The sequence below is a fragment of the Aestuariicoccus sp. MJ-SS9 genome (assembly GCF_032586235.1).
Taxonomy (GTDB): domain Bacteria; phylum Pseudomonadota; class Alphaproteobacteria; order Rhodobacterales; family Rhodobacteraceae; genus Aestuariicoccus.
Genome location: NZ_JAWHTD010000069.1, coordinates 1 through 11,939, shown reverse-complemented (window position 1 = coordinate 11,939; position 11,939 = coordinate 1). Strand labels below are relative to the sequence as shown.

Annotated in this window: 10 protein-coding genes and 1 pseudogene; 3 read left to right on the top strand and 8 right to left on the bottom strand. The window is 60.4% G+C overall.

Features of this window, described 5'->3' with window-relative positions; all coding sequences use genetic code 11:
- Positions 1 to 1,082, top strand: a 1,082-nt coding sequence (locus tag RXV88_RS22110) for a hypothetical protein (protein WP_316295814.1), incomplete at its 5' end; no start/stop codon positions are given.
- A 441-nt stretch (positions 1,083 to 1,523) separates the two neighbouring features.
- Here RXV88_RS22110 and RXV88_RS22105 read toward each other — a convergent pair.
- The 8 genes from RXV88_RS22105 to iolG all read right to left on the bottom strand — a co-directional run bounded on the left by RXV88_RS22105 (position 1,524) and on the right by iolG (position 9,850).
- Positions 1,524 to 2,639 carry an ABC transporter permease subunit gene (locus tag RXV88_RS22105; protein ID WP_316295813.1) on the bottom strand — a complete coding sequence of 372 codons (1,116 nt, stop codon included), beginning with the start codon at positions 2,637 to 2,639 and terminating at the stop codon, positions 1,524 to 1,526.
- Between the two features lie 103 nt (positions 2,640 to 2,742).
- Positions 2,743 to 3,507 carry an ATP-binding cassette domain-containing protein gene (locus RXV88_RS22100; RefSeq protein ID WP_316295811.1) on the bottom strand — a complete coding sequence of 255 codons (765 nt, stop codon included), beginning with the start codon at positions 3,505 to 3,507 and terminating at the stop codon, positions 2,743 to 2,745.
- 72 nt (positions 3,508 to 3,579) lie between these two features.
- Positions 3,580 to 4,668, bottom strand: coding sequence for a sugar ABC transporter substrate-binding protein (locus RXV88_RS22095; protein WP_316295806.1), 1,089 nt, complete (start codon positions 4,666 to 4,668; stop codon positions 3,580 to 3,582).
- 175 nt (positions 4,669 to 4,843) lie between these two features.
- Positions 4,844 to 5,620 (bottom strand): ATP-binding cassette domain-containing protein, encoded by a 777-nt coding sequence (locus RXV88_RS22090; RefSeq protein WP_316295804.1) that lies wholly within the window; start codon positions 5,618 to 5,620, stop codon positions 4,844 to 4,846.
- Between the two features lie 9 nt (positions 5,621 to 5,629).
- Complete coding sequence (locus RXV88_RS22085) at positions 5,630 to 6,799, bottom strand: ABC transporter permease subunit (RefSeq protein ID WP_316295802.1); 1,170 nt, start codon at positions 6,797 to 6,799, stop codon at positions 5,630 to 5,632.
- A gap of 65 nt (positions 6,800 to 6,864) precedes the next feature.
- Complete coding sequence (locus RXV88_RS22080; RefSeq protein WP_316295800.1) at positions 6,865 to 7,902, bottom strand: substrate-binding domain-containing protein; 1,038 nt, start codon at positions 7,900 to 7,902, stop codon at positions 6,865 to 6,867.
- A gap of 71 nt (positions 7,903 to 7,973) precedes the next feature.
- On the bottom strand, positions 7,974 to 8,849 hold the full coding sequence (locus RXV88_RS22075; protein WP_316295798.1) for an SDR family oxidoreductase: 876 nt from the start codon (positions 8,847 to 8,849) through the stop codon (positions 7,974 to 7,976).
- The gene (gene iolG / locus RXV88_RS22070; protein ID WP_316295795.1) at positions 8,846 to 9,850 is read right to left on the bottom strand and encodes an inositol 2-dehydrogenase; all 1,005 of its coding nucleotides are present in this window, start codon (positions 9,848 to 9,850) and stop codon (positions 8,846 to 8,848) included. The genes RXV88_RS22075 and iolG overlap by 4 nt, the downstream gene beginning before the upstream one ends.
- 161 nt (positions 9,851 to 10,011) lie before the next feature.
- Here iolG and RXV88_RS22065 point away from each other — a divergent pair, with 161 nt between their 5' ends.
- Positions 10,012 to 11,751: an ABC transporter substrate-binding protein gene (locus tag RXV88_RS22065; RefSeq protein WP_316295792.1), complete on the top strand. Its 1,740-nt coding sequence runs from the start codon at positions 10,012 to 10,014 to the stop codon at positions 11,749 to 11,751.
- Between the two features lie 63 nt (positions 11,752 to 11,814).
- Positions 11,815 to 11,939, top strand: a pseudogene (locus RXV88_RS22060) (IS6 family transposase); the annotation flags it as partial.

The following is an 11,939-nucleotide window of genomic DNA, read 5'->3' as shown; positions in this document are numbered from 1 at the left end:
CCCTGCAGGCCAAAGCCAACAAAATAAGACATTTCTCACATAAATTCAGAGCGTTGGGCGTTGTTCAGACCCGACTACTTAGTGTCGATTACGTTGTCGAAGGGTCCGTCCAACGCGTCGGAGAGCGAGTTCGGATTTCGGTGAAACTGGCAGAGAGAGATGAGGGACGTACAGTCTGGTCGGAACGTTTCAATGACCGGCTTGACGATCTGTTTGACCTTCAAGATCGGATAGCCGCCAGCGTCGCAGGTCGAATTCTGCCCTCGCTTCGGTCAGCCGAAATCGCGCGGGCCAGAACAACACCGCCGCAGAACCGAAGTGCCTACGAGTTGTTCCTAACCGCACTTCCGCAAATGTGGTCTCACCAAGAAGACAGCAACGCGCGCGCGCTTCAACTCTTCGACCGGGCCCTCGCCATTTCCGACGATTACGGGCCAGCCCTTGCATTCAAAGCGTGGGCGCTTGCTCAACAGTCCTCGTACATCTGGTCGGACGACCCTCGTTCCGCGAAATCTGAGGCTTTGAAGCTTGCACGCCGCGCAGCTCAATTCGTGGGTGACCACGTCCCATCAATGGTGGCGATCGGAGCGGCCTTCGACCAGGCATCGTCTGATCATGCGTTTAGCCGGTCGTTCCTTGATCGGGCACTTGCGCTTGACCCAAGCAGCGCCTGGGGTTGGATGCGAACAGGGTGGAACCAAAGCTACTCAGGTCAAGGTGCGAAAGCTCTCGCAAGTTTTGATCGCGCCGAGGCCCTTAGCCCGCTCGATCCGTTTCTTTTCAACATCGAGTTTGGTCGCGGCGCGACATACATGCGCGAAGGTCGATATGAGGAGGCATTGGAACGGATAACGCATGGTATGACGCTAGCCCCTGGGGTCGCGTGGGCCTACCGCTTCATTGCGGCCCTGAACACCTACCTCGGCCGAGAGAACGGCGCGAAGGAGGCATATGAAAAGCTTCTTGCCGCCTATCCTCAGATAACCGTGCAAAAACTGCGCGACTCTGTGCCTCCATCCGCCGTTGAAAATCGGCCAGAGTTCTATGATGCGATGCGACAGGCAGGCATTCCTGAGGCATAGGTCTGGATTGTCCGCAAGCCAGACCTAACCTCGATTACGGCGAACGTCTGGAGCCGGTGAAAGCCGTCGTTCGAGCGCGTCTCTTCGGTTCCGTCGGCTCTGACGGCTTCTTACCGCCGTCCAGCGGTCATCTGATCATTTTGCTCAGATGTCTTGGAAGAGCCCTTTTTGCTCGATGCTACGCGCCGTTTGAATGAGTAAAACGCGCCGATAGCAGTCGCTGGATCGGGCGGACACTGGTCTAAATGGGAAATCGTTGCACGCGTAGTTTTGGCGCTGCTCAAAGCAACAACAGGCCTCAATGACAAAGCTCCGGAACACCAAAGCGGTGTTCCCACACGTGTTTACGGGGCGCGGGCAGTCCTTGGTTGCGCCTGCATCGCGAGAGCAAAATCAGCTCACGACGGCGCATAGGATCATCAGATATCCTACGCCTCTGATCTATCCGGCCGGACCAGCCAGTTTCTCGATGCCGCGATCGATGGAAACCGCCAGAACCAGCAACAAGCCCGTCACGATCAGCCGCGCTTCATTGGCCACGCCCATCAGATTGAGGCCGTTGGACACGGTGCCGATGATCAGCGCCCCGAAAAGCGCGCCGATCACCATGCCGCGCCCGCCAAAGAGAGAGACCCCGCCAATGACGGCGGCCGCAATGCTTTCTAGCAGCAAGGCACCGCCGCCGACCCCGCCGCCGGAGGAGACCGAGACACCGAGGATGCGCGAGGCCGAAAGTATACCGCCAAAGGCGGCCATGCCACCGGCGATGGCAAAGGCGGTGATCTTGATTCGGTCGACCTTGATACCGGCGCGGCGCGCGGCTTCGGCATTGTCGCCGATAGCATAAAGATAGGTGCCGAACCTGGTTTCATGGGCAATATAGGACGTCACCCCCAACAAACCGATGAACAGGATCACCGGCATCGGCAGACCACGTTGGTTTTCAAGGAACATGAGCAAGGCGATCAACACCGCTCCGACAACGGCCACGGGAACGAAAACGCCGCCACCCAGTGAGGCAGGCAAACCCGCGTTCTGCCGCGAACGGAACGTGGTCACCCGGATCAGCGCAAACAGCGCGATCGCGATCAGCACCAGCGCCCATGCGCCGGGCCCCGACACGTAGGTGGCGGCCAGTTTTTCGACCCCGGTATTGAGCAGGTTGTAGCGTCCGGTATTGGGCAGGAGCAGCAGCTGCACCCCGTTGAGCACAAGTCCGACCCCCAGCGTGACCACGAAAGAGGGCACGCCTATCAGGGTGACCCATCGCGCGGACAAGGCCCCGATGAGCAATCCGATCCCCACGCCCAGGAGGATGGCGAGGGGGATCGGGAGCCCGGCATCCACGACCATCTTGGCCATGAACACCGCTGCGACGCCGGAGGTAGCGGCCACAGACAGGTCGATTTCGCCGGTAAGAAGGACAAAGACCAACCCTAGCGCGATGATCCCGGTCACGGTGGACTGGATCATCAGATTGTTGAGATTGCGGCTGGTCAGGAAGACATCGGATTGCGTCGCGAAAAAAAGAAACAGCGCAACCAGCCCCAGCGCCACTGGGACAAAGCGCAATTCATTGCCCAATCTTTCAGTGAGGCCTCGTTTCGCGGGCGCGGTCGTCTTGGGTGTCACTGTTGTATCTGTCATCGGATTGCCCGCCTTATCCGGCCATGTTGACGGACTCATCGCCGCCGACCATTACGTTGACCACCTGTTCGCCGGTCACGTCCTTGGAATTGAAACTGCCCGCGTTCCGCCCCAGCCGCAGCACCTCGATGCGGTCCGTATTGTCCAGAACAAAGTGGTGAATGTCGTGGCTGATGACCAGCACCGCCAGCCCATGCGAAGCCAGCTCGCGCACCAGATTGCCGACCTGTTCCGCCGCCGAGTGACTGAGCGCCGCGGTTGGTTCATCCAGGAGGACAACCTTTGGCTCCCACAGAATAGACCGGGCGATGGCTATATTCTGACGCTGACCGCCGGACATGGCACCCACATTGCGGCTAAGAGAAATCGAGTCGAGCCGCATACGTCTGAGCACGTCCTTCGCCCTTCTCTCGGCCGAGGCGCGGGTCACGCGAAACCCGGTCCACCATGGGCCGGTCAGTTCTCGCCCCAGAAAGAGGTTTTGCACCGCGTCGAGATTGTTGCACAGAGCGAGGTCCTGATAGACCGTCTGCACACCCATATCCGCAACACTGGCCGGGGTCGCCGCCTCGACCTTGCGCCCTTCAAACAGGTACTCGCCACTGTCGGGGCGATGCGCGCCCGCCATTACCTTTACAAGGGTCGATTTCCCGGCGCCGTTGTCACCGACAAGGGCCACGACCTTGCCCGGTTCGAGATCAAGCGAGACATCGGTCAACGCCTTGACGCCGCCGAAATGCTTGGTGATACCGCGCAAGCGGAGGATGGGTTCGGTCATCTGTTGTCGCCCCTGATTTTATCAGTGTCGGCGGCCACTACCGCCGACACCCGATCTGCATGGATCTGGCAGTTACATGTTGTCCTGGCAGATCTGGGTATCTTCCGCGCCCTCGCAGATCTGCTCCCAAGTATAGAGACCAGCCTCCACGACGGTCGCGACATTGTCGATGGTCACGTTGTCGACGGGTAGGAAGGCGGCGGGGACGTCCATGAACTCGTTGTTGACGGCGTCATTGATCCAGTCGCTGGAAAGGTCTTCGCCGTTCAGGATGTTGACCGACAGATCGGCCGCAGCTTCGGCCATCACACGTAGGTCCTTGAAGATCGTGTTGTCCTGCCAGCCCTGGACGACGAATTGCACTGCTTCGATGGTGGCATCCTGTCCGCCGGTGACGACAACCTCGCCCTTCTGATAGCCTTGGCTGATCAGCGCCGCGACAGAGCCGCCGGTTGTGCCGTCATTCATGCCAAGAAACATGTCCACATTGCCGCCGGTGCGGGTCAGGCAGTTCTCGGCGAATGCCTGCGCCTGAACCGGGTCCCAGTTGGGGGTGAAGTCTTCGCAGACCACCTCGACGCGGCCGGATTCGATCAGCTGATCCAGGTATTCATTCTGGCCCAGCTCATATTGCGTGGTGCCGTATTCCCCCTGGTTGCCCTTAACGCGGGCGATACGAACCGTGCCTTCGGGCATCGCCTCGATCAGTTCGGCGGCGCGCTTGCCCTGAGCCTGGCCCACAGCGCGGGCATTGAAAAGCACATGGGCCTCGGCCTTGCCGCCAATCGCGTCATGCTCGTACAGCAAGACGGGCACCCCTGCCTCTTCCGCCGCCTTGAGCGCTCCGGCCGCCAGGTTGGCGTCGGACGAGGTATAGACGATCAGGTCTGCCCCCTGCGCCAGCGCATCCTCGACCAGCCGTTGCTGACGCTCCGGATCACCTTCGCCGTTCTGAACGGTCACCGTGGCGTCGGGCATCCGCTCTTTCATGGCAGCGACATACAGCGGCGCGTCGCGACGCTCGAAGCGGATCGTTGTCGAATTCGGCAACATGAAGAAGACACTTGCCTCTTCTTGCGCCATCGCCGGCGCCGCCGCAAACCCGGTCAGCGCGATGGCTGTCAGGGTGCTGGTTCCTGTGAATCTTTTCTTGAATGTCATTTCGACTCCTCCCTTGGAATTGGCTGACTTTTCTCGCGTCAGACCGGTATCTTGGCCGTCACGCTGACGGAGTTCCGCGACTTGGTTCCACACTGGTATCGCTGCAAAGACTTTATTCCGTCGCCACCGACGCGTCGCCTCGCGTTCTGTCCAATCTGGAACAGCCGTCCGTGGATCAGGCGCGGGCGCCGGGGCCAGGAGTGCCGTGGTCCGGGCAGCGGCCGGCAATGATCATGCCCAGAAGCTCGTCCTCGCTGACACTGCCCGCGGCAACCTCACCAACCACCTGTCCACCCCGCATCGCGACGATCCGGTCCGACAGGGTGATGACATCCTGCAGATCATGCCCGATGAGAAAGATGCCGATCCCCTGATCCTTGAGCCGTCGCACCAGCTGGCGGACCATCTCTGTCTCCTCCGGGCCTAGCGCCGCCGTCGGCTCATCCATGATGAGCAAGCGGGTATCGCTGTGCACGGCGCGCGCGATCGAGATGGATTGGCGCTGTCCGCCGGACATGTTGCCCACTTCGGTGTCGATATTGCGGAAATTGGGGTTGATTTCGGCCAGAGCGCGGGATGCGATCTCGCGCATCCGCCGTTTGTCGCTCACCGTCACGCCGAATACCCGGCGCGTGAGTTCGCGGCCCAGGAAGAAATTCTCCACCGCATTGAGATTGTCCAACAGAGCAAGATCCTGAAAAATCATCTCGATTCCAAGATGATGCGCCGTGATCGGGCTGTCGATGTCAACCTCCTGGCCGTCCATGCGGATATGTCCGCCGTCGGGCCGCAACGCGCCTGAAAGGACTTTCATGAGGGTGGATTTGCCCGCGCCATTATGCCCGACAACGCCCACCACTTCGCCCTGAGACAGCCCCATCGAGACGTTTTCCAGCGCATGAACCCCGCCGAAGAGCTTGCTGACATGTTCGATTTCAACCAACCGGTCCATTGTCGCCTCCTAACGATGCCGGGCTGCGACACGGTCAAACCAGACCGCACCAATGAGCACGAAGCCGATCAGGATTTGCCGCATCGAACTCGACACACCCAGCAACACCAGCCCCGTATCGAGGCTCTGAATGACGAAAGCACCCAGTACGCCGCCGATGATCGACCCGCGGCCACCATCCAGCGATGCGCCCCCGATCACCGCCGCGGCGATGACGTTCAATTCCATCAAGGTGCCAAGATTGGTCGTCCCGGCATTCAGACGCGCCGTCGTGATGATTGCCCCCACGGCACAAAGCGCCCCCATGGCGGCAAAGACCTTGAGCACGACGCGCCGTGTCGGCACACCCACCAGACGCGCGGCCTCCACGTCCTTGCCTACGGCGAGGATATGCGTTCCGATCGGCATCCGGCGCATGACAAAGACGGCAATGGCCGCAAGGCAGCCGAGGATCAGGATCGTTGACGGGATACCGTGGCCAAGCTCGCTTCGGGGCCGGTCATAGGCGTTGAACATGGCAACCGCCGCAACGAGCCCTGCAATGCCAAGCGCGGTCGTTACCAGGAGCAACCTGTCCCGACGGGCGCGCATGATCAATATCCCGGCAATCCCCGCACACAGCGCCGCGACGATCCATGAGGCCGTTTCGCCAAGGGAGCCAGCCGCGCCGCCGCCAAAAATCCGATAGATGTTCTGAAAGGGGGACAGTGTCTGCCCCTGTGCCACTTCAAAGGTCGCGCCACGAAAGATCAGCAATCCGGCGAGCGTAACCACGAAGGACGGAATGCCGATATAGGCCACCAGAAACCCTTGCCAGAGCCCGATTACCGTGCCCAAAGCAAGCCCCAAAAGAACCGTAAGCGGCCAGTTCCAGGCGGCATCGGCCGGAAATACCTCGATCTGCAAAAGGGCAATAACCATGCCCGTCAGGCCGAGAATCGACCCTACGGACAAGTCGATATTCCGGGTCATGATGACCATGACCATTCCGATGGTCAGCACCGCAACGGTGCTCGACTGAACGGCGAGGTTGTAAAAGTTTCTGGGCGTCAGGAAGAGCCCGCCCGTCAAGACCTGGAACACCGCCCAGATTGCCACAAGCGACAGAGCCAGGGCCAGAAGCCGACGCGAGCCCTCATCCATTCGTTTCAGCGCAACGCCAAGTGCCAAAATTCCCAACCCTTTTCGCAAAATACAAATGCCGGACCGTGCCCCGGGGCACGGTCCGCTCTTGTGATGGAAAATCAGTCGCAGAGGGACAACTTGCCACTTTCGACACCACGGCAGACTTCTTCGGTGGTGATCCAGCCGGCGTCGACCATGAGGTCAATGTTTTCGATCGTGATTGTCACCGGCTCAAGCGGCAGGGCCGCTTGCTCGATGCCCATCTCTTCATCGACAAAGGTGGTCGCCCCGTCCAGGGTCATCGGGTCTGTTCCGCCCGCAATCGCGTTGGCAAGCTCTGCAGCCGCGCGCCCCAGGACGCGCACATCTTTCCAGGCTGTCATGGTCTGGGCGCCGCGCGCAATACGGTTCACCGCTGCAATATCGCCATCCTGACCCGACAGCGGCAGCCCCAGCATCCCGGCCTGCTCCAGAGCCGCAGCAACCCCCGACGCCATGCCGTCATTGGAACTCAAGACCGCTTCGATACTGTCGCCATGGGCCGTGATGATGTTTTCCATGTTGGATTGTGCCACCTCGGGCTTCCAGTCCGTGGTCCATTGCTCGGCGATGATGTTGATCTTTCCGCTTTCGACAGCTTCGGAAATGACATTCATCTGCCCTTGGAACGTGCCGTGGGCGTACTGGTCTTGTTGGCCACCCTTGATCAACACGTAGTTGCCTTCCGGCTGGACCTCCATCAGCGCGCGCGCCTGCGCTTCGCCCACCAGCACGGGATCGAAGCCGATATAGGTCACGTCCGGATGCTTGATCTGCCGCTCATAGGCAATGACCGGAACGCCCTCGGCTAGCGCCCGCTCCACGGCCGGGATGACTGCGGTTGTATCGTGGCCGACGACCAGCAAAACCTCGGCCCCGCGGGCCAGAAGCCCCTCGATATCGGCCGCCTGCCGCTCGACCGATCCGCGCGCATCGGCGGTCAGCAAGTTATGCCCCAGCTCTTCCAGCCTTTCCTTGAGCGCGGCTTCGTCGGTCTTCCAGCGTTCTTCCTGAAACCGGGCCCAGGAGACTCCGATGGTCTCGGCCATCGCCGCTTGGGCGCCAACGGATAGCGCGGTTGCCAGTACCGTCTTTCTCAGCAGAGTCGTGATAGTCATGTCTTCCTCCCAGAATGAATTTCTATGTCAGCCGGTATTGCGCCGGTCATTTTTGGTTGATTGTTGGAATCTCAGGGCAGCTTCTCGGGCAGCGGAGTTGCCTCGTAGCAGCCGATAACCCCTTGGTCGAAATCGAGGATCGACCCGGTCATGATGCCGGACTCGTCGCTCGCCAGATGCGCGATCCAGCGCGCCACCTCGTTCATGTTCAAGAGCCGCCCGGCCGGTAGTTTCGCCCCGGCCTCTTTCTGCCAGCCATCTGGCATTTCGTGAAAGGTTTTCTGCGTGATGTCCTCGGCGGGCGTGTCCATCCATCCAATGGCCAGCGCGTTGACGCGTATCCCGTCACGCATCAACGAAAAGGCCGCATTCTTTGTCGTTGCCACCAAGGCCGCCTTGGACGCGGCATAGACCGTCAGGAACGGCACACCGCCATGCGCTGTTACCGTTGCCACATTGACCACCGTTCCGGGTTTACCCGCATCGCGCCAGTGATTGGCTGCGTTTTGCATCAGAAAGAATGGCGCCCGCGCATTGATCGCAAAGGTTCGTTCCCAGAGCGCTGCATCCCCGTCCAGAATGCCACCGCGGTCAGTAATCCCGGCGGAGTTCACCAGGATGTCGTAACTGCCGAATTCCCGGATCGCGCGGTCATGGACCGACTGGCAATCGTCCAGATCGCTCAGATCAGCCTGATGGTAAACCACGCGCTGTTGCGGGGTGCTCAGGGCCTCCGCGGCAGCACTTCCCTCGGCTGCTTTGCGTCCCATGATCAGCGCGCCCTTGAGCCCGCGCCGCAGCATCAGCTTTACGGCCGTCAGCCCAAGGCCTTGGGTCGAGCCGGTGACTACCGCTACCTTGCCTTCGAATTGCCGATCCAGCGGCACGTCCGTGTCAGAAGCCGCGTGATAGGCGGCATTACCATATGGGCTCTGATATTCCGTCATGCGTAATCCACCTCCACCGGCTTGTTCGTTTCGTAGGATTTGAGCGCCGCCTCCGAGAGCAGCAGCGCGCGCCGACCATCCTCGAAGGTCACATTGGGCGGTTTTCCGGCCGTCAACTGGTCGATGAAGTCGCGGATCTCCGCCTCATAGGCTGCGCGGTAGCGTTCGATGAAGAAATACAGCAGCTCATCACGCGTTGCCGTGCCCCCCGAACCATAGCGCGAGACTTCGGAGGGGCGGTGATTGTTCGACCGCACCATGCCCTCGGCACCGAAAGCCTCGACGCGCTGATCATAGCCATAATTGGTGCGCCGTGAGTTGTTGATATGGCAGAGCGCGCCGGACGCTCCGCGCATTACGATCATGGCCGTGTCCACGTCGTTCAACTCGGCAAAGATCGGGTCAACCCGGTTGGCGGCCATGGTGAAGACCTCCACCGGGTCTTCGCCCATCACGAAACGGGCCATGTCCATGTCGTGGATCGTGGTGTCGCGAAACAACCCGCCACAGGCCTCAAGGATAGCGCGCGGCGGAGGCGGACCAGGATCGCGGCTGGTGATCACCAGAAGCTCAAGCGCACCCACATCCCCACGCGCCACAGCCTGCTGCACCCCGGCATGGCTGGGATCGAACCTCCGGTTAAAGCCCAGCTGCAACGGGACATCAAAGGCTTTGAGCTTTTCTTTGCATTCCTCGACCTTGTTGATATCAACGTCGATCGGCTTTTCGCACAGGATCGGTTTGCCAGCCTCGGCTGACCGCAAGATCATCTCAACATGCGTGTTGGTTGGCGAAGCAATCAGGACGGCATCGACATCGTCCGCTCCCAAGAGCGCGTCGATATCCGTTGTCGCGCGGGCACCGACCGCTGCGGCCGTCGCCTTGGCGCTGTCCTCAAAGACATCAAAGCAACAGGTCACGGTAGCATCGGGCTGCAATGCGACCAGTCGCGCATGCATGTCCCCGATGCGGCCGGTTCCAATGATTCCGAAACGCAGCATGTTATCCTCCCTTCGACAGCGATTTCCTTCAGTGTTGCCAGCTTGGCGCCCTGTCTCAACGTCCGGTTTGTCCAGGTTGGAATTTTTTTACGGTGCCATGCAAATCCGGTTGCGCTATCCTTCATAGGATCATGTCAAAACGCGCGTTTGATCACACAAAAATGACGAAACTGGAATCCAAGCCACCGAATACAGCCGACCCTGGGAATTTTTTCAACGAGATGTCGGCCCATGAGTTGGAGCGGTTTCTCGAATTCGTCAGCCGGTTCATGGCGGAAACCCAGGATGCTCTCTTGCTGGGCATGCCCGCGCGCGAGGTGCCGATCATGGTTCAGCTCATGCGATCGCATCTTCGCGGACGACTGGAAACACCGTCATCGCTGATCGACAGCTCCGGTCTTGCGCGCGGCACAGCGCATCGTCTTATCGAGGAGATGGTCGAGACAGGGCTTATCGTCAAACGTCCCCGCACCCGCAGCGGCAAGACGTTTTCGCTGCACCCGACGCGGCAATTGATCGACGCCTGGGTCAACTATCTGCGTAGGGTCAAGTCGTTACTGGGCGGCGCGTTCGGACTATCGGAAGACATGGATTATTTCTTTGGCGCCTCTTATCTGGCAACCGCCGCGGTTGCCCCGCTGCCTGTGATGTCCAGCAAGCTCAACTTACCCGGCGGTTTGCGCATCCTTCTACATGCCGATGCTGGTTTCATGGCAATGCAGAAACTGAAGCGCCAGTTCGAGATGCACTTCGGGGCAGAAATCGAGGTTCGTGCGCTCAGCATTGACCGGCTGCACCAGGAAATTCGCAACAACGCCGGGCGTAGACAGTCACGCTATGATCTGGTCACCTGCGATGTCTGCTGGATGGAGGAAATGATCCAGGCTGATGCCATTCGCCCTGTCCAGATGTCCGAGGGTGGTGAGACGCGCGACCTTATGGATTTTCATCCGGAGGCGCTTTCCACAGTGCAGCGGGACGAGGCGCTCTACGGCATTCCTGTCCAGACCACGCCGGAGTTGTTCCTCTACCGTACTGACATATTTGAGCAACACGGACTCGATCCACCGCAATATCTCAGCGAGGTGCTCGCGTGCGCACGCCAGCTGCACGGGTCGGCCCGTGGGTTGAGTGGTATCTGCTGGAATGGCGCGCGTGGAACGCCGGTGGGGACAAGTTTCATGATGCTAATGGCGGATTTCGGCCAACCCGTCCTCAACCTGCCGCGCATGGGCAACGGCTTCCGGGACCAGCAGCTTGCCGCCGACGAGCTCATCCCGATGCTCGACAGTAACCAGGCTCTGGAAGCGGCGGATTTTCTGGTTGAGCTTCTCTCCTGGTCGCCGCCCAACGTGCTGCAGATGTCTTGGTATGAGCGCGCGCGCTGCTATGCCGATGGGCAGGCGGCGATGGGCTATTGCTACACCCAGATCCTGCCGATGATCGAGAACCAGCCGGACTCGCCAGGCTATGGACGCACCGGCTATCTGCCCCATCCAACGGCGCCCGGCGTACCGCGCAGCGCGCCGCTGGGCGGCTGGAATATCTGCGTGCCCGCGAACCTTAAACCCGCGCGGATCGGCGACGTGACCAAGGCTGCACGCACCCTGACTTCGGCAGCGGCCACGAAACTCTATATCGAGAATGGCAGCCTTGTGAGTTCGCGTTTCAGCGTCTGCAACGATCCGGTCGTGGCGCATGGCCGCCCGGTCATTGCCACCGTGGACCAGATGGCACGCGCGGGCCAGCTTCAGACCTGGGCGCGCCCGGCCGTGCCGCAATTGAACACGCTTGTGCGCATCCTAGGCGAGGAAATCCACACCATGCTGTTGCGGAACAAGAAACCCGCCGCCGCCCTGCGCGACGCTCAGGCGCGCTGCGAGCGGGCTATGGGTTTATAAGGTCAGATGGCGCTGTCACGTTAACCGGTTGGCGATCGAGCAAGTTTGAGTATATGGCCCTGCATGCGCCATTTCTCCTACGCCCGCCACCGGTTCCCTCCGGCGATCATTCAGCATGCCGTCTGGCTCTACTTCCGGTTTCCACTGAGCTATCGCGATGTCGAGGACATGCTTGCCGAACGGGGCAT

Bases quoted from the DNA above. Each gene is read 5' to 3' on its own strand.
- RXV88_RS22065 (WP_316295792.1), top strand. From the start codon at position 10,012: ATGACGAAACTGGAATCCAAGCCACCGAATACAGCCGACCCTGGGAAT.
- RXV88_RS22090 (WP_316295804.1), bottom strand. From the start codon at position 5,620: ATGGACCGGTTGGTTGAAATCGAACATGTCAGCAAGCTCTTCGGCGGG.
- RXV88_RS22100 (WP_316295811.1), bottom strand. From the start codon at position 3,507: ATGACCGAACCCATCCTCCGCTTGCGCGGTATCACCAAGCATTTCGGC.
- RXV88_RS22095 (WP_316295806.1), bottom strand. From the start codon at position 4,668: ATGACATTCAAGAAAAGATTCACAGGAACCAGCACCCTGACAGCCATC.
- iolG (WP_316295795.1), bottom strand. From the start codon at position 9,850: ATGCTGCGTTTCGGAATCATTGGAACCGGCCGCATCGGGGACATGCAT.
- RXV88_RS22080 (WP_316295800.1), bottom strand. From the start codon at position 7,902: ATGACTATCACGACTCTGCTGAGAAAGACGGTACTGGCAACCGCGCTA.
- RXV88_RS22075 (WP_316295798.1), bottom strand. From the start codon at position 8,849: ATGACGGAATATCAGAGCCCATATGGTAATGCCGCCTATCACGCGGCT.